This is a genomic window from Micromonospora sp. NBS 11-29 (genome assembly GCF_002140155.1).
Lineage (GTDB): Bacteria > Actinomycetota > Actinomycetes > Mycobacteriales > Micromonosporaceae > Micromonospora.
In genome coordinates this window covers 15,811-39,616 of the sequence record NZ_NAPR01000004.1, presented here as the reverse complement: position 1 = coordinate 39,616, position 23,806 = coordinate 15,811, and the positions used below count along the sequence as shown (strand labels likewise).

At 72.7% G+C, this 23,806-nt stretch carries 19 protein-coding genes and 5 pseudogenes; 18 read left to right on the top strand and 6 right to left on the bottom strand.

Annotated elements, in window-relative coordinates:
* Window positions 1–212: pseudogene (locus B1205_RS30870) on the bottom strand (DUF2786 domain-containing protein); the annotation flags it as partial.
* Window positions 213–348: 136 nt separating this feature from the next.
* On the opposite strand from B1205_RS30870, the gene B1205_RS04185 reads away from it, so the two are divergent.
* Entirely contained in the window at window positions 349–1,188 is an 840-nt protein-coding gene (locus B1205_RS04185) for a DUF3152 domain-containing protein (protein ID WP_089154424.1), read from the top strand.
* A gap of 45 nt (window positions 1,189–1,233) precedes the next feature.
* Window positions 1,234–2,156: pseudogene (locus B1205_RS04180) on the top strand (aldo/keto reductase).
* A 4-nt stretch (window positions 2,157–2,160) separates the two neighbouring features.
* On the opposite strand, the gene B1205_RS04175 reads toward B1205_RS04180, so the two are convergent.
* Entirely contained in the window at window positions 2,161–2,586 is a 426-nt protein-coding gene (locus B1205_RS04175; protein WP_089154423.1) for an ATP-binding protein, read from the bottom strand.
* Window positions 2,587–4,625: 2,039 nt separating this feature from the next.
* Here B1205_RS04175 and B1205_RS04160 point away from each other — a divergent pair.
* Window positions 4,626–4,844, top strand: a complete 219-nt coding sequence (locus tag B1205_RS04160) for a hypothetical protein (protein ID WP_089154422.1) — start codon at window positions 4,626–4,628, stop codon at window positions 4,842–4,844.
* Window positions 4,845–4,858: 14 nt separating this feature from the next.
* Here the strand turns inward: B1205_RS04160 and B1205_RS04155 are convergent, their stop codons facing one another.
* Window positions 4,859–5,569 (bottom strand): GAF and ANTAR domain-containing protein, encoded by a 711-nt coding sequence (locus tag B1205_RS04155; RefSeq protein WP_089154421.1) that lies wholly within the window; start codon window positions 5,567–5,569, stop codon window positions 4,859–4,861.
* A gap of 178 nt (window positions 5,570–5,747) precedes the next feature.
* Entirely contained in the window at window positions 5,748–6,176 is a 429-nt protein-coding gene (locus B1205_RS04150; protein WP_089154420.1) for an STAS domain-containing protein, read from the bottom strand.
* A 210-nt stretch (window positions 6,177–6,386) separates the two neighbouring features.
* Between B1205_RS04150 and B1205_RS04145 the strand changes: the two genes are divergently transcribed.
* From B1205_RS04145 to B1205_RS32845, 9 genes and pseudogenes are all read left to right on the top strand, one after another.
* Window positions 6,387–7,091 (top strand): GAF and ANTAR domain-containing protein, encoded by a 705-nt coding sequence (locus B1205_RS04145; protein ID WP_089154419.1) that lies wholly within the window; start codon window positions 6,387–6,389, stop codon window positions 7,089–7,091.
* A 288-nt stretch (window positions 7,092–7,379) separates the two neighbouring features.
* Window positions 7,380–7,469, top strand: coding sequence for a K(+)-transporting ATPase subunit F (gene kdpF, locus B1205_RS04140; RefSeq protein ID WP_036343797.1), 90 nt, complete (start codon window positions 7,380–7,382; stop codon window positions 7,467–7,469).
* Window positions 7,469–9,069, top strand: a pseudogene (kdpA, locus tag B1205_RS04135) (potassium-transporting ATPase subunit KdpA). The gene kdpF and the pseudogene kdpA overlap by 1 nt, the downstream one beginning before the upstream one ends.
* A gap of 20 nt (window positions 9,070–9,089) precedes the next feature.
* Window positions 9,090–11,270: a potassium-transporting ATPase subunit KdpB gene (kdpB, locus tag B1205_RS04130; protein WP_089154418.1), complete on the top strand. Its 2,181-nt coding sequence runs from the start codon at window positions 9,090–9,092 to the stop codon at window positions 11,268–11,270.
* Window positions 11,270–12,151: a potassium-transporting ATPase subunit C gene (locus tag B1205_RS04125; protein ID WP_089154417.1), complete on the top strand. Its 882-nt coding sequence runs from the start codon at window positions 11,270–11,272 to the stop codon at window positions 12,149–12,151. The genes kdpB and B1205_RS04125 overlap by 1 nt, the downstream gene beginning before the upstream one ends.
* A gap of 80 nt (window positions 12,152–12,231) precedes the next feature.
* Window positions 12,232–14,723, top strand: a pseudogene (locus B1205_RS04120) (DUF4118 domain-containing protein).
* Window positions 14,720–15,400, top strand: coding sequence for a response regulator (locus B1205_RS04115; protein WP_089154416.1), 681 nt, complete (start codon window positions 14,720–14,722; stop codon window positions 15,398–15,400). Before B1205_RS04120 ends, B1205_RS04115 begins: the two are co-directional and overlap by 4 nt.
* A 67-nt stretch (window positions 15,401–15,467) precedes the next feature.
* On the top strand, window positions 15,468–16,460 hold the full coding sequence (locus B1205_RS04110) for a magnesium and cobalt transport protein CorA (RefSeq protein ID WP_369597250.1): 993 nt from the start codon (window positions 15,468–15,470) through the stop codon (window positions 16,458–16,460).
* The gene (locus B1205_RS32845) at window positions 16,457–16,576 is read left to right on the top strand and encodes a CorA family divalent cation transporter (protein ID WP_369597249.1); all 120 of its coding nucleotides are present in this window, start codon (window positions 16,457–16,459) and stop codon (window positions 16,574–16,576) included. Before B1205_RS04110 ends, B1205_RS32845 begins: the two co-directional genes overlap by 4 nt.
* Here B1205_RS32845 and B1205_RS04105 read toward each other — a convergent pair.
* Window positions 16,554–17,735, bottom strand: a complete 1,182-nt coding sequence (locus tag B1205_RS04105; protein ID WP_089154415.1) for an MFS transporter — start codon at window positions 17,733–17,735, stop codon at window positions 16,554–16,556. The genes B1205_RS32845 and B1205_RS04105 overlap by 23 nt on opposite strands.
* Before the next feature lie 174 nt (window positions 17,736–17,909).
* Between B1205_RS04105 and B1205_RS30865 the strand changes: the two genes are divergently transcribed.
* The 3 genes from B1205_RS30865 (at window position 17,910) to B1205_RS04095 (ending at window position 19,166) form a co-directional block, all read left to right on the top strand.
* Window positions 17,910–18,383, top strand: coding sequence for an ion transporter (locus tag B1205_RS30865; RefSeq protein WP_254909714.1), 474 nt, complete (start codon window positions 17,910–17,912; stop codon window positions 18,381–18,383).
* Window positions 18,356–18,790, top strand: a complete 435-nt coding sequence (locus B1205_RS30860; RefSeq protein ID WP_254909713.1) for an ion transporter — start codon at window positions 18,356–18,358, stop codon at window positions 18,788–18,790. Before B1205_RS30865 ends, B1205_RS30860 begins: the two co-directional genes overlap by 28 nt.
* 109 nt (window positions 18,791–18,899) lie before the next feature.
* Window positions 18,900–19,166: a GlsB/YeaQ/YmgE family stress response membrane protein gene (locus tag B1205_RS04095; RefSeq protein ID WP_089154414.1), complete on the top strand. Its 267-nt coding sequence runs from the start codon at window positions 18,900–18,902 to the stop codon at window positions 19,164–19,166.
* Window positions 19,167–19,226: 60 nt separating this feature from the next.
* Here B1205_RS04095 and B1205_RS04090 read toward each other — a convergent pair whose 3' ends face one another.
* Window positions 19,227–20,801, bottom strand: a complete 1,575-nt coding sequence (locus B1205_RS04090; RefSeq protein WP_089154413.1) for a DUF4139 domain-containing protein — start codon at window positions 20,799–20,801, stop codon at window positions 19,227–19,229.
* 157 nt (window positions 20,802–20,958) lie between these two features.
* On the opposite strand from B1205_RS04090, the gene B1205_RS04085 reads away from it, so the two are divergent.
* The 3 genes and pseudogenes from B1205_RS04085 to B1205_RS04075 form a co-directional block, all read left to right on the top strand.
* Window positions 20,959–21,762, top strand: coding sequence for a hypothetical protein (locus B1205_RS04085; protein ID WP_089154412.1), 804 nt, complete (start codon window positions 20,959–20,961; stop codon window positions 21,760–21,762).
* Window positions 21,763–21,789: 27 nt separating this feature from the next.
* Window positions 21,790–22,215: a DUF4913 domain-containing protein gene (locus B1205_RS04080; protein ID WP_254909712.1), complete on the top strand. Its 426-nt coding sequence runs from the start codon at window positions 21,790–21,792 to the stop codon at window positions 22,213–22,215.
* A gap of 190 nt (window positions 22,216–22,405) precedes the next feature.
* Window positions 22,406–23,758: pseudogene (locus B1205_RS04075) on the top strand (glycoside hydrolase family 6 protein); the annotation flags it as partial.
* Window positions 23,759–23,806 lie beyond the last annotated feature (48 nt).

The window sequence follows — 23,806 nt, the reverse complement described above, 5'->3', positions numbered from 1 at the left end:
AGCCGGCGGGTGGCGAGCCGGTCCAGGTCGGCCGGCTGCCAGCCACGCGGCCAGAGCCGGCCCACGGCGCGGGTCAGCCGGGCGAGCAGCGCCGCGTCCACCGCCGCGCCGTCGCCCACCACCAGCCGGTCGAGGGCCCGCTCGGCGGCGCGTACGTCGGTGCCGCGCGCCGCCGCGAGGGCGTCGTCGAGCAGCGGCTCGGCTGAGGACACGGGTGGCTCCCTGGAATCCGACAGGCGGCAGGTCGTCCACCCCGGCACCGACGGTACCCGGCCCGCCGTTCAACCATCGGGGCTCGGTGTCCGTACTCTCCTGCGGAGTGCGGGTGGGCGACGGACGGAGAGCGACGTGGGCGGGCAGGGCCGGGGCGTGCATCGGCGGCGACGGAGGTCGCCGGCCGGCGTCCGCACCCTGGCGGCGGTCCTCGTCGTGACCGGCCTCCTGGCCGGCGGGTACGGCGTGCGGCGACACTCGGAGCTGCTGGCCTCGGTCGGGGCGGAGCCGACCGGACCGGCGGCGGCGCCGGCCGCGCGACCGCCCGTGACGGCCGCGCCCTCACGGGTCCCGGTGGCCGGTCGGGTGCCGCCCGGCATCAGTTTCCCGCAACGGGGCGGCGGCGACTTCCGCACCGCCGACACGGTCGGCACGGTGGCCGGGCGGTCCGGCCAGCTCCTGCGCTACCGGGTCGCGGTCGAGGACGGCATCCGCAACGTGGACATCGAACGCTTCGCCCGCCAGGTCGCGGCGACGCTGGCCGACCGGCGTGGCTGGACCGGCGACGGCCGGTGGCGGCTGCAACGGGTGGGCCGGGACGGACCGGCCGACTTCACCGTGCTGCTCACCACGCCGGTGACCCGGGGCCGGCTCTGCGGCGACCCGACCGACCGCTACACCTCCTGCCGCAGCGGCGACCAGGTCGTGATCAACGTGGCCCGCTGGGTGTACGGGGTGCCGCACGTACCCGACCTCGACCTCTACCGGCAGTATCTGATCAACCACGAGGTGGGTCACCGGCTGGGCCGGGGGCACGAGCGCTGCCCCGGCGGCGGTGGCCCGGCCCCGGTCATGGTGCAGCAGACGCTCGGCCTGCACGGCTGCGCGCCGAACGCGTGGCCGTTGGTGGGCGGCGAACCCTTGAGCGGCCCCGCCGGCCAGTACGACGACCCGATCCCGGCCGGAGACCACTGACCGCCGGGTCTGCGGGCGTCGGCCGCCGGTGGTGAGATGGTCTCCATGGAATACGTCACGTTCGGCTCCACCGGCCTGAAGGTGTCCCGGCTCTGCCTGGGTTGCATGAGCTACGGCGAGCCGGGCCGGGGCGTGCATCCGTGGTCGCTGCCGGAGGACGCCGCCCGCCCCTTCATCCAGCAGGCGCTGGAGCTGGGCGTCACCTTCTTCGACACCGCCAACGTCTACTCCGACGGCACCAGCGAGGAGATCCTCGGTCGGGCGCTGAAGGACTTCGCCCGCCGCGACGACGTGGTGATCGCGACGAAGGTGTACGGCCGGACGGGTCCCGGCCCGAACCAGGGCGGGCTGTCCCGCAAGCACATCATGAGCGAGATCGACGCCAGTCTGCGCCGGCTCGGCACCGACCACGTCGACCTCTACCAGATCCACCGCCTCGACCCGTCCACCCCGATCGAGGAGACGCTGGAGGCGCTGCATGACCTGGTCCGGGCCGGCAAGGTCCGCTACCTCGGCGCCTCCTCGATGTACGCGTGGCAGTTCGCCAAGGCGCTCTGGGCCGCCGAGCGGCACGGCTGGACCCGGTTCGTCTCGATGCAGGACCACTACAACCTGCTCTACCGCGAGGAGGAGCGGGAGATGCTGCCGCTCTGCCTCGACCAGGGCGTCGCGGTGATCCCGTGGAGCCCGCTGGCCCGGGGTCGGCTGACCCGGGACCCGGCCGAGCAGACCGCGCGGGCGGAGACCGACGAGTTCGGCCGCACGCTCTACGCGCGTACCGAGGAGCACGACCGGGCGGTGATCGACGCGGTGGGCCGGGTCGCCGAGCGGCGCGGCGTGCCCCGCGCGCAGGTGGNAAGCCGCACCACCTGACCGACGCGGTGGCCGCGCTGGAGCTTGAGCTGACCGACGCCGAGGTGGCGGAGCTGGAGGCGCCGTACGTGCCGCACCCGGTGGCCGGCTTCTGATCGGTCAGCGCGGGAACGACGCCCAGATGTTCTTGGTCGTGTCGGTGGCGTACCAGCCGACGTCGAGGGAGATCGACTGGGCCAGGAACAGTCCTCGCCCACCCGAGTCCAGCGGGTGGATGTCGGTCAGCTCGGGCACCGAGCTGACGTCGTGGTCGGCCACCTCGAGCAGAAAACAGTCGTCGGTGGCGAGCAGCGTGACAATGGTGGGCGGCCGGCCGTGCCGCAGCGCGTTGCTGGCCAGCTCGGTGACGACGACCAGGACCATGTGCGGCACCTCGTCGAGGTTCTCGCCCTGGACCAGCCCGTGCCGGTTCAACGCGTCACGCAACGACGCCCGCACGTCACGGAGCTGCTCCGGGGTGTCGAGCACCCAACTCTCCAGCTCGGTGGCCTGTGGCGGCGGCGGCGACGTGCGCAACTGTCCCATGATCTGGCTTTACCCTCCGTAGCCATTCGCTAAGCCCGCCCGGCGGCCGCCCGACCGCCGGGCGGGCCCGCGTCAGCGGCGGAGCAGCGCGAAGACGCCCCAACCCAGGTATTCACGCTGGAAACGGACGTAACGCAGTGGGTCCTCGGTCAGTTCCCGCCGCAGCTCCGGCGCCAACTCGTCGTCCGGGTTGGCGTCCAGCCAGCGACGCAGGTTCAGCCAGTGCGCGGCGGCGTACCGGTCCCAACTGTCCTGGTCGGCGAGGACCATCTCGACCAGGTCCCAGCCGCACTCACCGAAGAGCCGGACCAGGTCGGGCAGGTCGCGGAACTCGTACCGGGACCGGGCGTGCGACCCGGTCACCGTCTCCTCGTCGGGCGGGTCGAGCCGCCAGTACGGCTCGCCGACCAGCGCCATGCCGTCCGGCTTCAGCGCGCGGTCGAGCAGTTCCAGCGTGCCGGGAACGCCGTCGCCGATCCAGGTGGCGCCGACGCAGGCGGCCACGTCGACCGGACGCTCCGGCACGTACGCGGCGGCGTCGCCGTGCACGAACCGGACCCGGTCGGCGACGCCCAGCTCGGCGGCGCGGTCCCGGGCGGCGNCCAGGTGCAGAGCAGCTCGCCCTTGCCGCTGCACAGGTCGAGCAGCTCGGCGCCGGGCGCGAGTTTGATCGCCCGACCTAGGGTGGACAGCTTGGCCTCGTCGATCGGGTTGAGGACGCGCAGGTCGCCCTCGCGAATGGTGAAGCTACGTGGCAGATCCACGGTGACGGCTCCGATGGAAGAAGGGGGTCGTGGGCAGATTGGTCCGGGTGGGCACGGGCACCAGAAACACCCTCTTCGTGGGTTCGGAAGTGACGTCGACGGGACGCTAGCCCGCGTCCAGGGCGCGGGTCCACGGGATTTGCGGGGTGGACGGACCACACCACCGGCGATGGCGGGGTGTCGGGCGCGCGGATATCAGATGTGGCCGATGTCACGCTAGCGTGCCCCATGAAGACACCGTGGAAGGCCGTCACCACCCTCGCCGCCGCGCTCCTGCTGGTCCTGCCCGGCGGCGTCGCCGCCCGGGCCGCGGGCACGCCGTACACCAAGACGCCGGTCGCCGGCTCGCTGCGCTCGTACCCGGTCTCCGCCGTCTACGTCGCCGGGGTCTCGTCCGGCGGCTACATGGCCACCCAACTCCAGGTCGCGTACTCGGCCCGGATCCGGGGCGCGGCCGTCTTCGCGGCCGGACCGTACTACTGCGCGCAGAACACCATCCCGCAGGCGCTCTACGGCTGCGGGGACAACCTCTACCCGACGTACCTGGGCAACCTGGAGGCGTACACCCGGGCCTGGGCCTCGTACGGCTGGATCGACGGCACGGCCAACCTCGCCGGCCAGCCGGTCTACGTCCACCACGGCGGCAACGACACCACCGTGAAGAAATCGGTCACCGACGACCTGGCCCGGTACTACCAGGACTTCGGCGCGAGCGTCCGGTACGACTCCGGCAGCGCCGCCGGACACTCCTGGGTCACGCCCTACGGCACGGTCGGCTGCACCGCCACCGCCTCGCCGTACCTCGCCGACTGCGGCAGCGACCCGCAGGGCGCCTTCCTCGGCAAGCTGCTCGGCTCGGTGGCCGCGCCGAACACCGGCCCGCTGGGCGGCACCCTGATCCGGTTCGGCCAGGACAGCTTCGCGGTCAACGGCTGGGCCAACGNACCACCTGCCGGCTGCTGGTCGCCCTGCACGGCTGCGCCCAGGGGTACGCGAAGGTCGGCACCGCCTTCGTCGACCGGGCCAACCTCAACCAGTACGCCGACACCAACCGGCTGATCGTCCTCTACCCGCAGGCGATCGCCACCACGGTCAACCCGAACGGCTGCTGGGACTGGTGGGGCTACCTCGGTGGCACGAACTATCCGATCAAGGGCGGTGCGCAGGTGGAGACCATCATGAACATGGTCCGTCGCCTCGACGGCTGACCCGTGGAGGCGTCCGGCCCGCATCTCCCGAGTGGGACGGACGCGCCGGCTGCGGTACGGTCACCGAATGGTCGTCGAGGAGCACTGGTGGAACGGCGTCAGCACCGATCGCGGGCGGCGCGACGTCTACATCTGCACTGACGGGCAGCGATGGGAGGTGCAGGCCCAGATCGGTGGCGCCACCGGCCGGTCCCGGATCCAGCAGTGCCCGAGCCGGGGCTCGGCGAGCATCCTCGCCGGTGCCTGGCGGGCCAGCGGTTCCGGCTGGCGCGAGATGCCGCGCTGAATCCGCCGCGGCGCTCACTCGCGGGGGCCGTTCACCGCGCGCTCGACGAGTGACTCGGCGACGTCCCGCAGCTTCCGGTTGGAGTCCTGGGACACCCGGGCCAGGATGGCGAACGCCTCCTCGGCCGCGCACCGGCGCTGTCCCATGATGATGCCCTTGGCCTGCTCGATCACCGCCCGGCTCTGCATCGCCTCCTGCATCTGCTGAGCCAGGATGGCGGTGCTCTCGTAGAGGTGGACGTTGGCCAGCGCGATGGCGGCGTACCCGGCCAACGTCTTGGCCAGCTCGACCTGGTCGTCGAAGACCCGGGGCGCCGCGCCGTAGATGTTCAGCGCGCCGACCATCGCCTCCTGGATGGGCAGACCGATCGACAGGGAGCTGGCCGCACCCACCTCGTGGGCCCGGCCCGCCCACTCCGGCCAGCGGCTCTCGGTCGTCATGTCCGGCACCAGCATCGCGGCACCGGTGGTCGCGGCGTCCAGGCACGGGCCTCGGCCCTGCTCGTACTGCCATTCGTCGAGCGTCAGGGCGAGGTCGCCGGTGTACGCGGCGGTGTGCGCCTCGGCGCCCTGGACCAGGGTGACCGACACCTCGGCGGTGCCGGGGATGGTGTCCTTGGCGACGTGGGCGATGGTCGACAGCACCACGTCCAGGTCGACCTCGTCGTACTTGATCCGGGCGAGTCTGACCAGGGCTGCGGCGAGGTCGGGGTGGGCCTGCGGCATGAGCGGTGACGTCCTTGTGGGAAGCGACGCCGCCGACCCCGGGAACCGGGGCGGAGACGCGGGTGGCGGACGGCCCGTGACCACGGACCGCTGCCCCGATCCGGGTGGATCGGGACCGGCGCCGCTTCTTGACGCTCGTTCGTGACGCCCCGGTCGGGACGTCAGTTACGGCACAACTCTACGACCCGGCGCGGACGATGGTGACGGGACGTGCCGACCGGCCGTGGCCGTTCGGCGGCGCCGGGGCGTCGACCACCTCGAACCCGGCGAGCGTGCCGGTGACGTCGAGGACGCGGCGGACCACCGGTGCGGGACGGCAGAGCGTCAGCCGGCCGCCCCGGTCGGCCAGCAGCCGCCGGGCCCGCACCAGCGCGTCGGTGCCGTACGCGCCGAAGAACGTGACCTCCGAGAGGTCCACCGCCACCAGCGGCGTCCGGGTGGCGACGCTCTCCAGCAGCTCGGTGAGCAGGTGCGCGTTGCTGAGATCGACCTCGCCGGCCACCGCGACCCGGGTCACGTCACCGAGGATCGCGCATCTCAGCCACATGATCGGGTCGTCCGGCCGGGAGGACCCGGACGCGGTCGGGCCCGGCAGTCCCTTCGACATGGCATCTCCCACCTGACGAATCGGGTGACGCTCCGGCCGGCCGGACGATGCCGGCAGGGAGCGGTGGAGGGCACATGTCTTGACCCGTACCTCCGACAGTACGTCCATCCGGCAGCCGCCGCACCTTCCGCTCTCCTGCCGACCGAGGGCCGTGCGGGTAGGTTGGGCCGTGTCCGGACCGCCCCACCGCACGTCGACAAGGATTCGCCCATGGCAGCCGCGCGCACGGAGGCGGGTGACGCGCTCGCCGAGCTGAGCCGGATCCGGCTCGACGAGGTCAGCCTGGAGGACGTCCTTCGGCGCGTCGCCGAGCTGGCGAACCGGGCCGTCGCGGGCAGCGCGCACGTCACCGTCACGCTGGCGCAGGGTGGTCACAACCAGAGCGCCGCCTGCACCAGCGACCTGGCCCGTGCGCTCGACGAGTGGCAGTACCGGTACGAGCGGGGCCCCTGCCTGGACGCGTCGACCAGCGCGGCCAGCATCTCCCTGCCCGACCTGGCCAAGGAGGACCGCTGGCCGGAGTGGGCGGCCCAGGCCCGGGAGGCGGGCATCGGCAGCTCCCTGTCGATCGGGCTGCCGATCCAGGAGGCGGTCACCGGCGCGCTCAACCTGTACGGCCTGACCGCGCACGCCTTCGACGGCGCGGCGATCCGATCGGCGGAGAACTTCGCCGCGTACGCGGCCGTGGCGCTGGCCAACGCGCACCTCTACGACAGCGCCGCCACGCTGGCCCGGCAGATGCAGGAGGCGATGCGCAGCCGGGCGGTGATCGAGCAGGCCAAGGGCATCCTCATGGGTGAGCGCCGCTGCTCGGCGGACGAGGCGTTCGCGCTGCTGTCGAAGCTCTCCCAGGACTCCAACCGCAAGGTGCGCGAGGTGGCCGAGGCGCTGGTCGCCACCGCCGCCGGTCGCTGAACCGGTATCCGGCCGGCGCGCTCCGCACAGCCGACCCACGTCGCCTTCGGCCGCTCGGCCCGCGGCCGTGAAGAACGCGTCAAAAAACCGCGGGCCGGCGTGATGGTCGCGTGACGACCCCTGTCCGTCCGCGCGAGCCAGCGTTGTGATTGTCCGGCGCGACCGGCAGGCGGTCGCGAGGACATTCGCCCGCTAGGAGTGGTCAGCCGTGTCTGACGTGCTGTTCGTGTTGCTGACGGTGGGGCTGTTCGCGGCTCTCGCCCTCGTGGTGAGGGGTGTGGAGAAGCGGTGAGCGCCGTCAACGCCGTCGGCTTGGTGTTGGCGATCGGACTGGGCGTGTTCCTGGTCGTCGCCCTGCTGTTTCCGGAGCGCTTCTGATGAGCATGACAACAGCCGGGGTGCTCGTCGTGCTGTCGCTGGTGGTGGCGCTGGCCGCCGTTCACCGGCCGTTCGGCGACCACATGTACCGGGTGCTTTCTGGCACCCGGCTCGCCCGGGTCGAGCGGGGAATCTACCGCCTCATCGGGGTCGACCCGGCCGTCGAGCAGACCTGGGGCATGTACGCCCGCAGCCTCCTGGCCTTCTCGGCTGTCTCGATCCTGTTCCTGTACGCGTTCCAGCGCCTGCAGAATCACCTCTGGCTCTCGCTGGGCTTCGATCGGGTGGTGCCGCACGGCGCCTGGAACACCGCGGTGTCGTTCGTGACCAACACGAACTGGCAGTGGTACTCGGGTGAGTCGACCATGGGCCACCTGGTGCAGATGGCCGGCCTGGCGGTGCAGAACTTCGTCTCCGCCGCGGTGGGCATCGCCGTCGCGGTGGCGCTGGTTCGGGGCTTCGCCCGCAGCCGCACCGGCGAGCTGGGCAACTTCTGGGTCGACCTGACCCGGATCACGCTGCGGATCCTGCTGCCGGTAGCGGTGCTCGGCGCGCTCGCTCTGATGGTCGGCGGGGTGGTGCAGAACCTGTCCGGCGGCACGGACGTGACGACTTTGACCGGTGGCGGCCAGACCATCACCGGCGGGCCGGTGGCCGGCCAGGAGGTGATCAAGGAGTTGGGCACCAACGGCGGCGGCTTCTACAACGTCAACAGCGCCCACCCGTTCGAGAACCCCACCGCCTGGACGAACTGGATCCAGATCTTCCTGATCCTGCTCATCCCGTTCAGCCTGCCCCGGGTCTTCGGCCGCATGGTCGGGCAGAACCGGCAGGGCTACGCGATCGCCGCGGTGATGGCGATCCTCGCGCTGGCCGGCATCACCCTGACCAACGTGTTCGAGCTTGCCGGACACGGCACGGTGCCGCAGGCGGTCGGCGCGGCGCTGGAGGGCAAGGAGGTCCGGTTCGACGTGTCGAACTCGGCCACCTTCGCCGCCGCCACCACGCTCACCTCGACCGGCGCGGTCAACTCGTTCCACGACTCGTACACCGCGTTGGGCGGGATGATGACGCTGNCCTGTTGATCCTCGCGGTGATTACGGTCTTCGTCGCCGGGCTGATGGTCGGCCGCACGCCGGAGTACCTGGGCAAGAAGATCGGGGCGCGCGAGATCCAGTTCGCCTCGATGTACTTCCTGGTCACCCCGGCGTTGGTGCTCACCGGTACCGCCGCCGCGTTCGCTACCGGCAACGACTCGACCGCGCTCAACGTCGGGCCGCACGGGCTCTCCGAAGTGCTCTACGCGTTCACCTCGGCGAGCAACAACAACGGCTCGGCGTTCGCCGGCATCACCGTGAGCACGCCCTGGTGGAACACCGCCCTGGGGCTGTGCATGCTGCTCGGTCGGTTCCTGCCGATCATCTTCGTGCTCGCGCTGGCCGGTTCGTTGGCCCGCCAGCAGCCCACGCCCGCGTCCGAGGGCACCCTGCCGACCCACCGGCCGCTCTTCGTCGGCATGGTCGTCGGCGTCACGGTGATCCTCGTCGCGCTCACCTTTCTGCCCGCGCTCGCGCTCGGCCCGCTGGCCGAAGGGCTGTGACCACCATGAGAGACAAGGACATGACCGCACCTTCCGACACCGCCGACGCGCCGACCCCCGGCACGCCGGCCACCCCGGTCGACCGGGTCGGCGGCGGACTGCTCGACCCGCGCCAGCTCATCGCGTCACTACCGGACGCGCTGCGCAAGCTCGACCCGCGGACCCTGTGGCGCAACCCGGTGATGCTGATCGTCGAGATCGGCGCGCTGTTCACCACCGTCCTCGCGGTCGCCGATCCCTCGGTGTTCGCCTGGGCCATCACGATCTGGCTCTGGCTGACCGTGCTCTTCGCCAACCTGGCCGAGGCGGTCGCCGAGGGCCGGGGCAAGGCGCAGGCCGACACGCTGCGGCGGGCCAAGCAGGACACCATCGCCACCCGCCTGCTCGGGTGGGGCCCGGGCGCGGCGGCCAACGGCTACCGCGACGAGGCGGTGCCCGCATCGCAGCTCAAGCAGGGCGACATCGTCCTGGTCGAGGCCGGTCAGATCATCCCCGGGGACGGTGACGTCGTCGAGGGCATCGCCAGCGTCGATGAGTCGGCGATCACCGGAGAGTCCGCTCCGGTGATCCGGGAGTCCGGCGGCGACCGCAGCGCGGTCACCGGCGGCACCCGGGTGCTCTCCGACCGGATCGTCGTCAGGATCACCCAGAAGCCGGGCGAGAGTTTCATCGACCGGATGATCGCGCTGGTCGAGGGCGCCAACCGGCAGAAGACGCCGAACGAGATCGCCCTCAACATCCTGCTGGCCGCGCTCACGATCATCTTCCTGCTCGCGGTGGTCACGCTCCAGCCGATGGCGATCTTCGCCAAGGGCTGGCAGGCCGCGGCGCCGGACACCCAGGCGATCACCGACTCCGGTGTCACCGGCATCGTGCTGGTCTCCCTGCTGGTCTGCCTCATCCCGACGACCATCGGCGCGCTGCTGTCCGCCATCGGCATCGCCGGCATGGACCGCCTCGTCCAGCGCAACGTGCTCGCCATGAGCGGGCGAGCGGTCGAGGCGGCCGGCGACGTCAATACGCTGCTGCTGGACAAGACCGGCACGATCACCCTGGGCAACCGGCAGGCCGCCGAGTTCCTGCCGGTGGCCGGCGTGGACGCGGCCACGGTCGCCGACGCGGCACAGCTGTCCAGCCTGGCCGACGAGACGCCCGAGGGGCGCTCGGTGGTGGTGCTGGCCAAGAACGAGTTCGGGCTGCGCGAGCGTGAGCCCGGCCTGATCCCGCACGCCACCTTCGTGCCGTTCACCGCGCAGACCCGGATGAGCGGCGTCGACCTGGCCGGTGACGGCGGCGTCGGCGACCGGCAGATCCGCAAGGGCGCCGCCGCCGCGGTGATGAAGTGGGTACGTGAGAACGGCGGCCACCCGACCGAGCAGGTCGGTGAACTGGTCGACGCGATCAGCGGCACCGGCGGCACCCCGCTCGTGGTCGCCGAGCACACCGCCGGCGAGCCGGCCCGGGCGCTGGGCGTCATCCACCTTAAGGATGTCGTCAAGGCCGGTATGCGGGAGCGTTTCGACGAGATGCGCCGGATGGGCATCCGGACCGTGATGATCACCGGTGACAACCCACGGACCGCGAAGGCCATCGCCGACGAGGCCGGCGTGGACGACTTCCTCGCCGAGGCCACGCCGGAGGACAAGCTCGCCCTGATCAAGAAGGAGCAGGAGGGCGGCCGGCTGGTCGCCATGACCGGTGACGGCACCAACGACGCGCCGGCGCTGGCCCAGGCGGACGTCGGTGTGGCCATGAACACCGGCACGTCGGCCGCGAAGGAGGCCGGCAACATGGTCGACCTCGACTCCGACCCGACCAAGCTGATCGAGATCGTGGAGATCGGCAAGCAGTTGCTGATCACCCGGGGCGCGTTGACGACATTCAGCATCGCCAACGACATCGCGAAGTACTTCGCGATCATCCCGGCCATGTTCGCCGGCATCTATCCCGCGCTGGACACGCTCAACGTGATGCGGCTGGCCAGCCCGGCGTCGGCGATCCTCGCCGCGGTCATCTTCAACGCGATCGTCATCGTCGCGCTGATCCCGCTGGCCCTGCGCGGCGTCCGCTACCGCCCGGCCAGCGCCTCGAAGCTGCTCAACCGCAACCTGCTGCGCTACGGCCTCGGCGGCATCGTGGTGCCGTTCGTCGGCATCAAGCTCATCGACCTGCTCATCCAGTTCGTCCCGGGGATCTCATGATGCGCCTTCCCAGTTGGCTCTCCCAGCACCTGGCCGCCCTGCGCGCGGTGCTCGTCCTCACCGTCCTGCTCGGGCTGGCGTATCCGCTCGCCCTGGTCGCCGTGGGCCGGCTCCCCGTTCTCGACGGCCGGGCGGACGGCTCGCTGGTCACCGTCGGCGACCGGACCGTCGGCAGCTCGCTGATCGGCCAGTCCTTCACCGACGCCGACGGCAACCCCGTACCGCGCTACTTCCAGTCCCGGTCGTCCGCCGCTGGCGGCGGCTACGACCCGACCGCTACCGCGGCCAGCAACCTCGGCCCGGAGAGCGTGGTGGACCGGCTCTCCACCGATCCCGCCGACTCCACTCCGAGCCTGCTCACCCAGGTCTGCGCGCGCAGCAAGGCAGTCGGAGAGCGGGACGGCGTGGACGGGCGGCGCCCCTACTGCACGCCGGACGGGGTGGGTGCGGTGCTGGCTGTGTTCCGCACCGACGGACTGACCGGCCGGATCACCCGGGTGGTGAGCGTCAACCAGGTCGCGCCAGCGACACCGTTCGTGTCGACCTGGCAGGGCATCCCGGTCGAGCCCGCCCGGCCCGGCCACGACTACGTGGCCGAGGGCGGCGTGGTGACTCCGGTCCGGGGGGAAGCGCCGGCCGCGCCGGCCGTGCCGGCCGACGCGGTCACCGCCAGCGGCAGCGGCCTCGACCCGCACATCTCCCCGGCGTACGCGGAGATCCAAGTGGGCCGCGTGGCGCGCGAGCGGGGCGCGGACCCGGCGGCGGTCCGCCGGCTGGTTCGGGCGCACACCGCCGGACGGGCGCTCGGCTTCCTGGGCGAGCCCACCGTGAACGTGCTGGAACTCAACCTCGCGCTGGACGAGGAGTTGCCGGCGCGCTGACGCCGGTAGCTGTTAAGAAGGGGCCCCGCCTCTACCGGAGGCGTTAAGCGGGGGCCCCTCCTTTCCGGAAGGATGGGGTGGTGAGCAGGGGCGAGCTGCGGATCTACCTGGGGGCGGCCCCCGGCGTGGGAAAGACGTACGCGATGCTCGAAGAGGCCCGACGGCGGGCCGAGCGCGGCACCGACGTGGTGGTCGGGCTGGTCGAGACGCACGGTCGCCCACACACCGCCGCGATGATCGGTGACCTGGAGGTGGTGCCCCGCCGGGAGATGACCTACCGGGGTGTCGACCTCACCGAGATGGACCTCGACGCGGTGCTGGCCCGCCGGCCCGAGCTGGTGGTGGTCGACGAGCTGGCGCACACCAACGTGCCCGGCTCCCGGCACGACAAGCGTTGGCGGGACGTGCGGGAACTGCTCGACGCCGGGATCAGCGTGCTCTCCACGGTCAACGTGCAGCACCTGGAGTCGCTCAACGACGTGGTCGCGCAGATCACCGGCACCACCCAGCGGGAGACCGTGCCGGACCAGGTGGTCCGCGCCGCGGAGCAGGTCGAACTGGTGGACATGACGCCGGAGGCGTTGCGCCGCCGGATGGCGCACGGCAACATCTACCGGCCCGACCGGATCGACGCGGCGTTGGGCAACTACTTCCGGGTCGGCAACCTCAGCGCGCTACGCGAGCTGGCACTGCTCTGGCTGGCCGACAAGGTCGACGAACAGCTTGACGCGTACCGGGCCCAGCAGGGCATCTCCGACACCTGGGAGGCGCGGGAGCGGGTGGTCGTCGCGCTCACCGGCGGCCCGGAGGGCGAGACGTTGCTCCGCCGGGCGGCCCGGGTTGCCGCCCGCAGCAAGGGTGCCGACCTGCTCGCCGTGCACGTGGCCCGCAACGACGGGCTTGCCGGCGCGGACCCGGCCCACCTGGCCCGGCAGCGGGTGCTGGTGGAGAGTCTCGGGGGCACCTACCACCAGGTGCTCGGCACCGACATCCCGGCCGCGCTGCTCGACTTCGCGCGCGGGGTCAACGCCACCCAGCTCGTGCTCGGCGCGAGCCGGCGGGGCCGCTTCGCGCAGATCTTCTCCCAGGGTGTCGGCGTGACCACCACCGCGCTCTCCGGCGCCATCGACGTGCACCTGGTCACCCACCGCGAGGCGGGGCGCGGGCGACGCGGGGCCGAGGTGCCCGCCGCGCTGTCCCGCCGCCGCCGACTGCTCGGGTACGCGTTGGCCATGTTCGGCATGCCGCTGCTCACGCTGCTGCTGGAAGCCCTGCCCGACCTCACCCTGACCAACGACATCCTCCTCTTCCTGGCCGGCGTGGTCGGGGTGGCGCTGGTCGGCGGACTGTGGCCGGCACTGGTCGCCGCGCTCGGCGGATCGTTGCTGCTGAATTGGTTCTTCACCCCGCCGTTCCGCACTTTGACCATCGCCGAGGCGGACAACCTGCTCGCGCTGAGCGTGTTCGTCGGCGTCGCGGTCGCGGTGAGCGGGGTGGTCGACGTGGCGGCCCGGCGGACCCGGGAGGCGGCCCGCGCCTCCGCCGACGCGCAGACCCTGGCCACCGTCGCGGGCAGCGTGCTGCGCGGCGCGCGCCCGCTGCCCGCGTTGCTGGACCGGCTCCGGGAGACGTTCGGGCTGCGGGCGGTGAGCGTGCTGGAGCTGGCCGCCGAGGCCGAGGGACGGCCGGGCCGGTCGGTGGAAGAGGGCGCCTGGCGGGTGGTGGCGCACGTCGGTGACCGGCCGCCGGGCAGCCCGAGCGCGGGGGAGACCGTGGTGCCGGTGGACGACCGGCTCAGCGTCGTGCTCGCCGGCCGTCGGCTGGAGGCGGCCGACCGCCGGGTGGTCGAGGCGTTCGCCGCCCAGGCCGCCGTCGCGCTGCGCCAGGAACGCCTGGCCGAGGAGGCGGCCACGGTCCGTCCGCTCGCCGCCGCCGACCGGATGCGGACCGCGTTGCTCGCGGCGGTCAGCCACGACCTGCGTACGCCGCTGGCGTCGGCCAAGGCCGCGGTGAGCAGCCTGCGCAGCCACGACGTGGAGTTCGACGCCGACGACCGGGAGGAGTTGCTGGCCACCGCCGACGAGTCGTTGGACCGGCTGAGTCGGTTGGTGGTGAATCTGCTGGACATGAGTCGGTTGCAGGCCGGCGCGCTCGGCGTCACCACGACCGCGATCGGGCTGGAGGACGTCGTACCCCGGGTCCTGGACGAACTGGGCCCGGCGGCGGCCGAGGTGGGCACGGACATCCCGGCGGACCTGCCGGCGGCGCTGGCCGACCCCGGCCTGCTGGAGCGGGTGCTGGTCAACCTCGTCGCCAACGCGCTGCGGCACAGTCCGCCGGGCCGACCTCCGAGGATCACCGGCAGCGCGCACGCCGGCCGGGTNTCTTCCTGCCGTTCCAGCGCCTCGGCGACCGGGACAACCGGACCGGGGTGGGGCTCGGGCTGGCGCTGTCCCGCGGCCTGGCCGAGGCGATGGGTGGCAGCATCACCCCGGAGACCACCCCCGGCGGTGGTCTCACCATGGTGCTGCGGCTGCCGGCCGCCACCGAGCCGGGAAGGCCACCGGAATGACCCGCATCCTGGTCGTCGACGACGAGCCGCAGATCCTGCGCGCCCTGCGGATCAACCTGCGCGCCCGGGGCTACGACGTCGAGGTGGCCGACACCGGCGCCGCCGCGCTGAAGGCCGCCGCCGGGCACCCGCCCGACCTGGTCGTGCTCGACCTCGGCCTGCCCGACCTGGACGGCGCCGAGGTCATCCGGGGCCTGCGCGGCTGGAGCGGCGTGCCGATCATCGTGCTCTCCGGCCGCGCCGGCAGCGAGGACAAGGTCGCCGCCCTGGACGCGGGCGCCGACGACTACGTCACCAAGCCGTTCGGGATGGACGAACTGCTCGCCCGGATCCGCGCGGTGACCCGCCGGCTCGTGGCCGCCACCCCGGGTATGCCCGCGTTGCGGATCGGCCGGCACACCGTCGACCTGGCCGACCGGACCGTCAAGCGGGACGACGGCACCGAGGTCAGGCTGACCCCGACCCAGTGGGCCGTGCTGGAGAAGCTGCTGCGCAACCCCGGGAAGCTGGTCAGCCAGCGGCAACTGCTGCACGACGTGTGGGGGCCCGAATACCAACGGGAGACAACCTATCTGCGGCAGTACCTGGCCCAGCTCCGGCGGAAACTGGAGGACGACCCGGCCCGGCCCCGGCACCTGATCACCGAGCCGGGGATGGGCTACCGCTACCGCCCCTGACGCCGCTGCCGGGTTTGCGCCGCCCGCCGCCGGGGACTCGGCGAGCCGGCCGAGCGGAGGAAGGGCGATGGCGGGCAACCGGTTCGAAGCGCTCCCGGAGGGGTTCGGCCGGCGTCTGGATGAGCACGCCGGCGACGCCGACGAGCCGGAGCGGCCCGCCGGGCTGGTCGACAGCGGCGTCTACGTGGACGGCGTACGCCGTGCCTCGCCGGCCGGCCTCGCCGACACGTTCCGCTGCCTCCAGCAGCTCGACCACGCGATGGCCTGGATCGGGTTGCGCGGTCCGAGCCGGGAGCAGTTGGCCTCGCTGGCCGCCGAGTTCCAGCTCCCGGGGCTGGCCGTCGAGGACGCGATCAACGCCCACCAGCGGCCGAAGCTGGAGCGGTACGGCGACACCCTGTTCGTGGTGCTGCGCGCCGCCCGCTACCTGGACGCGCGGGAGGCGGTCGAGTTCGCCGAGCTGCACCTCTTCCTCGGGCCCGGGTTCGTGATCACCGTCCGACACGGCGGCACGCCCGACCTGGCGGCCGTCCGGCGCCGGCTGGAGGCGGAGCCGGAGATTCTCGCGCACGGCCCCGAGGCGGTCCTCTACGCCGTGCTCGACCGCGTGGTCGACGGGTACGCCCCGGTGGTGGCCGGGTTGGAGAACGACATCGACGAGATCGAGACCGAGGTGTTCGGCGGCGACCCGAACGCCAGCCGCCGCATCTACGAGCTGAGCCGCGAGGTGATCCAGTTTCAGCGGGCGGCCCGGCCGCTGCTGAAGGTGGTTGACGCGCTCACCCACGGCTTCGACCGGTACGGCACGGACGAGGAACTGCGCCGCCGGCTGCGCGACGTGGCCGACCACCTCACCCAGGTCGTCGAGCGGGTGGACGGGTTCCGGCATCTGCTGCAGAGCATCCTCACCGTCAACGCCACCCTGGTCTCGCAGGCGCAGAACGAGGAGATGCGCAGCCTCACGGCGGCCAGCTTCGAGCAGAACGAGGAGGTCAAGCGCGTCTCCGCCTGGGCGGCGATCCTGTTCGCGCCCACCCTGATCGGCACGTCTACGGGATGAACTTCACCCACATGCCGGAGTTGGCCTGGCGCTACGGCTACCTGTTCGCGGTCGTGCTGATGCTCGTCGTCTGCGGCACGCTCTACCTGCTGTTCAAGCGGCGCGGCTGGTTGTGAGCCCGGCCGCCCGGTCGCGCACCGAGACCGCCCACAGCACCGCCGTGCCGAGCAGCGCGGCGCTCGGGGCGACCACCAGCCCGTACCGGGTGCCGGCCGACGCCCCGGCCAGCGCCGAGCCGGCGGCGCTGCCCACCACGAACGCCGTGCTCACCCACGCGAACGCCTCGGCCACCGTGCCCGGCTCGGCCAGCCGCTCGGCGGTGAGGAAGACGGCGGTCAGCACCGGCGGCAGCGCCAGCCCGCTCACCACGAGCAGGGCGGCCATCGGGACCGGGCCGGGAGCCAGCAGCAGCGGCAGATAGCCGGCCGTGAGCACGGCGGCCAGCAGCGGCAGCCGCCCCGGCCCGCCCGGCCGGGCCCGGGTGTAGGCCAGGCCGCCGGCGAGCGCGCCGGCCGCCTGCGCGGCCAGCAGCCAGCCGCTGAGCCGCCGGTCGCCGGCCGACTCGGCGTAGCCGGTCACCGCCACCGCGATGCTGCCGACCGCCGCGCCGACGCCGACCACGCCGAGCATCATCACCCCGAACCGGGGTACGCGCAGCGGCCCGGCCCAGTGCCGTACCGCGGCCACCCCGCGCCAGGCGCGGGCGGCGGGGCTGAGCGCGTACATCGCGGTGCCGGCGAGCTGCACCACGGCGGCGGCGAGCAGCCCGGCGGCCGGCCCGCCGACGGTCACCGCGAGCAGGGTGACCAGCGGTCCCACCACGAAGATGACCTCCTGGAGGGCGATGTCCACCGTGTACGCGGTCGGCACCGTGGCCGGCGGCAGCAGGGCCGGCCAGAGCGTCCGCACGCACGCCTCCAGCGGCGGGGTGCCGAACCCGGCGATCGCCGCCCCGGTGAGCGCGCCGGCGAGATGCCCGCCGGTGAGCGCCACCGCGCCGAAGCCGAGGCCGGAGACGACCGCCGCCGCCCAGAGCACCGGCGGCTGCCGCCAGCGGTCCACCGCCCGGGCGAGCAGCGGGGTGCCCACCGCCATCCCGGCCGTGTACGCGGCGACCAGCAGCCCGGCGGCGGCCAGGCTCAGCGACTGGCGGGCGAAGAGGAGCAGCGCCAGCGGGCCGCTGGCGGTGGGCAGCCGGCCGATCTGGCTGCCGAGGAGGACGCGGGCGACCTGCGGCGCGCGCAGCACCGCCCGGATGGAGGTGTCGACGGACATGGGACATCGCTCCCGGGTGAGGGATCGGGCAGGGGCGTCGGGGGCACCGCCGCCTCAGGGAGCGAAGTCGGCCCGCTCGTGGTCGTCGCCGTAGAGCGGAAGGGCAGGGGTGATCCACTGCGCGTACGCGGCGGGTGGGATCACCCACCGACGGTAACCCAATAGGGTGACGGGATGGTTGACCGGCGAGTCGAGGTGCCGGCCCAGCGGGGGGTGCGCCGTCCGGGCGGCGCGGAACGGTCACTGGCGGCCCGGTGCGCCCGGATCGTCGCGTCCCGGCCGTTCGAGGTGGCCATCGTCGTGCTGATCATGGCCAACGGGGCGGTGCTGGGCATCGAGACCTACCCGCACACGGGCACCACGGCGTCGGTGCTGCGCTGGATCGAGTGGATGTTCCGGGCGGTCTTCGTCGTGGAGATCGCCATCCGGGTGCTCGCCCACGGTCGCCGGCCGCAGGATTTCCTTCGGCACGGCTGGAACGTGTTCGACCTGCTGGTGACCGTCGCGATCTTCGTGCCGGGGCTGCACGGCGACTCGGCCGTGCTGCGCTTCGTCCGGGTGGCCCGGGTGTTGCGCCTGGTCCGCTTCTCACCCGGCCTGCGCACCATCGTCACCGCGCTGTGGCGCAGCCTGCCCGGTNCTGGCTGATCTTCGGCGACCGCTATCCGGAGCAGTACGGCGACATCGGCCGCTCGCTGGTGACGCTGTTCGTGCTGCTGTCCCTGGAAACGCTGCCCGACCTGCTCGAACAGGGTCTCGACGTGTCGGCGTGGACGCTGCTCTACTACGTCAGCTTCGTGATGATCGCGGTCAACCTGCTGCTGAACATCCTCATCGCGGTCATCGTCAACTCGATGGAGGAGGCGCGCCGGCTGGAGATGACCGAGGGGCTGTCCCCCGACTACGACTCCGACGGTGACGGGGTGCCGGACGAGGTGGACCGGATCGCGATCAGCCAGCGCCTGGACGACCTGCGCACGGTCGTCGCCGAGCTGGAGCGGGAGCTGCGGATCGACCGGGACGACACCCCCGGCGGCTCGCGCCGACGGCGTTGAACGGCACATTCATGACAGTTGTGTGAAAGAAACGACCCTCGCGTTTGGGTCGCCGGCCGGTGCGGGCACCCCACCAGCGTCAGCGCACCTGAGGGAAAGGACGGCTCTCGTGGAAGTCACGGGTTTCTTCGCCGCGATCATCATCGGCCTGGTCATCGGCGCGCTCGGCCGCCTGGTGGTGCCGGGCAAGCAGAACATCCCGATCTGGCTCACCATGCTCATCGGTGTGGTCGCCGCGATCCTGGGCACGCTCGTCGCGGGCCTCTTCGGCGTGGACGACACGCGCGGCATCGACTGGATCGAACTGGCACTCCAGGTCGCCTTCGCGGCGATCGGTGTCGCCATCTTCGCGGGGGCCTACGGCCGTCGGCGGTGAGCGGTGGCGGGGCCCCTGCGTGACGCAGTCCGTACGCCGAAGGGGCCCCGCTCGACGCGCCTACTCCCGCCAGCCGGTCAGCTCGACCCCCTTGGCCAGCTCCACCCGGAAGCCCAGGGCGATCTCGCCGCTGTCGCCCGGCGCGAGCGACAGCCGCCAGGTCAGCTCGCCCAGGTCGGTCCGCTCCGCCGGGGGCGGCGTCAGCGTCGTCTCCCGCACCACCACCGCCTCGTCCCGCGACACCGGCACCTGGTCGCGCACCTCGACGGTCGCCGCACGGGGGGTGTGGTTGGCGACGGTGATCCGGTACTCCACCTCCCGCCGCCGGGTCGAGGAGAGCGTCGCCCTGGTCTCGGTGCGCCGGTGCAGCTTCCGTTCCACCCGCAGCCGGTCGTCCACCCCGAGCGCCAGCTCGGTCTCCTCACCGGGCGCCCACACCGGCAGCCGGGTGGCGGCGACGAAGTCCGCGTCGTGGAACACCGCCGCCGGGCCGGCGGGCAGCGTGTGCGCCGACGTGTTGCGTACCGTGGCCCGCAGGTGTGCCTCGGCGGCGCGCACCGGCACGGTGACGTGATCCAGCCGGGCCGGCAGCTCCAGCACGGCGATCGTGGCCCGGTGCGTGCTGCCGTCCGCCGGCACCGCCACCGCCCGGGCCGGGCGGTAGGTGGCCGCGCTGACGCCCTGCTCGACCTCCGCGACACTCTCCCGCACCTGAGCAAGGGCCGCCGTCCGCGCCAGGCCACCACCGCCGCCGGGTGCCGGGGGCGCCGGCATGGCGGCCGACACGGGCGCCGCGGCCCGCGCCGGCAGCGGCGGCCGGAACCGGTCCAGATACCAGGGCGACAACTCGGGTACGCCGGTGGTCGCCGCCGGCCGGGCGGTGGAGAGCCGCAGCTCGCACTCCGGCCAGTCCTCCCCGGTGCTCTGGCTGACCAGCCCGAACCAGGTGACGGTCACGGTGTCGTCGACCAGCCGTAGGTCGTAGGAGGAGTGCCACCGCGCCCCGTCCACCAGGTAGCTCAGTTCCAGCTCGACCTCGGCGTCGTCGGCCGCCACCGCGACGGTCACCTCGGCGGCCAGCCGGTCCGGTGCCCGCTTGCCGCGGGCGGCGTCGAGGTCGCGGTCGACCGCGGCCAGCTCCTCGGCCAGGTCGGTGCGCCGCCGGGCCAGCCCACGCCGCCGGGCCCGGGACTCGGCGAGCTGACCGGCCACCGAGTCGGTGAAGGCCGCCACGTCGGCCGGGGCCGCGTCGCCGGCGGCCAGTGCCCGCGCGTACGTGCCACCGGCCCGTTCCGCCAGCCGGGCGAGGAACTCCCCGCGCTGCTCCTCGATCCCGTTCGCGTCGTCGACCTCGGCCAGCTCGTCGGCCAGCTCCCGTCGCCGCTGCTCCAGGCCGACGACCTGGGTGTCGGTGCTGCGGGCCTGCCGCCAGGCGGTCACGTCCACACCGAGCACGGTGGCCGCGCCCCGGCCGCCGACGCGGACCGAGTCGCGTCGCAGCCCGAGTGGGAGTGGCGCGACGCGTACCCGATGGTCACCGGCGGGCAGCCGGATGCTGCCGCGGCGGGTGACCCGCGCGCGGTCCGGATAGACGGTGACGCCGACGACGGGTGCCTCGATCTCTGCGGTGTCCACGGCGGTGAGGCTAGTTCAGCGGCGCTCGCGCGGTCCCGCCCGGTTTTCCCGGCGGGACCGGTGAACCGGAGCCGGGAGCGCCGCGTCATGGGGGTGCGTCGATCGTCCGGCACCGGGCAGGGCGGCCCGGGCCCGAGCAGATGAGAGGACCGGAGCGATGGGAAAGAAACACAAGAAGCACGACGACGGCCAGAGCATCAAGATGAGCCGGGTGGAGTACGACCGGCGGCGGCGGGAGGTGAGCGGAGGCCAGGCACCGTCGGACCCGTCCAGTTCCGACTCGGAGACGGCACAGATCCGCGACACCGCCGCGCAGAACGTCGGCGGGGTCCAGTTCCAGCAGGAGGACGACGGCCAGTCGGCGCGGTGGGCGCCGGACCAGGCCGGGCCGAGCACGATCACCTACGACCCCGCCTACTCCTACTATCCGCAGTCCGGCACGCCCGGATACACCGCGCAGGCGACGTTCGACCACGAGATGCACCACGAGGACGCGCAGAACGTCTATCAGCACCCGGTGGACCGCCACCTCTACGGGGCCAACTTCCACCTGCCCGGCACCGACGCCGACGCGCCGGAGGTTGCCGAGTCCTACGCCCGGCAGTCGGACACGATCACGGCGAACTGGGACGAGGTGCGCTCGGCGGCGGCCCGGGATCGGGGCATCCAGAGAAACGCCGGCTGGCCGGAGTACATCGAGCGGCGGGTGGTGTACGTCCAGTCGACGCCGCACCAGCACAACGAGAGCGTGGCCGCGGAGCTGATCGACACGCTGAACGACGCCGGTCTCCAGGGGCCGGTCACCAACCAGCTCCGGGCGATCTACAACGAGGCGAACGCCCGGCGCCTGGCCGGCGGTGAGGTCGCCCGGATCGGTCCGGTCCGGGCGACCACCTCCACCCGAACGTCGGCCTTCACCAACACCGACGCGAAGGAGAAGGGGCCGGCGCGGACCAAGTAGCCGTCACGCGAAGCGGAAGGGGACCACGTGACCAGAGCAGTCGTCGACGTCGACCGCGAGCCGGATCTGCCGCCGCCTCCGCCGGCCCGCCGGTCGCCGTTCATCGTGCACCTCGACGGCGACGAGTACGACGCCGCGCTGGCCGGGCTGGCCGTCTGGGTCGAGCACCTGCTGCTCCCGATCTACGGGCGGGAGGTCACCTCGGGGGCGCCCTGGTGCCCGCGCTGGTGGGAGCATCCCGAGGCGGTCGCCGTCCTGCACGGTCTCTGGCTGGCCTGGCAGGAGCTGACCGAAATGGGGGGCGGGCTGTCCGGCCCGGCGTCCTGGCACCGCGACCACCTCAACCCGGTGATGACGTCGTTGCGGGACCCTGCGGGCCCGTTCGCCGGGTGCAAGACCGGGGGCCACCGCGCCAAGGAGAGTCCGGAGGTGGAGGACTACTTCGCCGGGTGAGGCGGCCGCCGTGGGCGGGTCCGTGACCGTGGCGGGCCCGCCCACCGAGGCATCGACGTCCCTTTTCACATCTTGGCAGCGGTGCCGCACTCCGCTACCTTCATGGGAACGCTCCCATGAAGTTAGATACATCTATGTGACTAGGGGGAAACACATCGTGGCTATCCTCTCCCCGCCGCGCCGCAGATCCATGGCCCTCGGGGTGGCGGCCGTCGCGGCCGTCGCCACCGCGGGCGTCAGCCTCACCGTCGGCAACGCGTCCGCCGGCACGATCTCCGGAACGCTCTACCGCGACCCGAGTTCGGCCGTCGTCCGCTGGGTCGCCGCCAACCCCGGCGACTCGCGTGCCGCCGTCATCCGGGACAAGATCGCGAGTCAGCCGCAGGCCCGCTGGTTCGCCAACTTCAACCCCTCGACGATCCAGTCCGAGGTCTCCGGGTTCGTCGGCGCGGCCAACTCGGCGGGGCAGATCCCGGTGCTGTCGGTCTACGAGATCACCAACCGGGACTGCGGCGGGGCCAGCGCCGGTGGGGCGCCGGACCTCAACCAGTACCAGACGTGGGTGTCCAACTTCGCCCGCGGGCTGGGCAACCAGACCGCCATCATCATCCTGGAGACCGACTCGCTCGCGTTGCTGACGTGCCTCAGCAGCGCCGAACTCAACGCGCGCAACCAGGCGATCTCGACGGCCACCCGGACCATCAAGTCGGGCAACCCGAACGCCAAGGTCTACCTCGACGGCGGCCACTCCACCTGGAACAGCGCCAACGAGACGGCCAACCGGCTCCGGAACGCCGGCGTGCAGTACGCCGACGGCTTCTTCACCAACGTGTCGAACTTCAACCCCACCTCGAGCGAGGCGAACTTCGGCCGGGCCGTCATCTCCGCGCTCAACGGCATGGGCATCTCCGGCAAGCGCCAGGTCATCGACACCAGCCGCAACGGGGGCGCCAGCGGGGACTGGTGCGGCGACGACAACACCGACCGGCGCATCGGGCAGTACCCGACGACCAACACCGGCGACGGCAACATCGACGCGTACCTCTGGGTGAAGCCGCCGGGTGAGGCGGACGGCTGCCGCTACACGGCCGGCTCGTTCCAGCCGGACCTGGCCTACAGCCTGGCCAACGGCGCACCGAACCCGCCGACCACCGCGCCGCCGACGACCGCGCCGCCGACCACGGCCCCCCCGACCACCGCGCCCCCGACCACCGCGCCGCCGACCACGGCTCCGCCCACCACGCCGCCGCCGGCCGGCAACGGCTGCACCGCCTCGGTGGTGCTCAACCAGTGGTCCGGCGGGTTCACCGCGAGCGTGACGGTCACCGCCGGCTCCGCGGAGATCAACGGCTGGACCGTGACCCTCACGCTGCCCGGCGGCGCTTCGGTCACCGGCGTGTGGAGCGCGCAGTCCAGCGGCACCAGCGGGACCATCCGGTTCACCAACGTGAGCTACAACGGGCGCGTCGGCGCCGGGCAGTCGACGAACTTCGGCTTCCAGGGCACCGGCACCGGCCCCGGGACGACGGCCACCTGCGCNCCGGCGCGGAGGACACTTCCTCCGCGCCGGGCCCGTTCGTTCCGGGGGTAC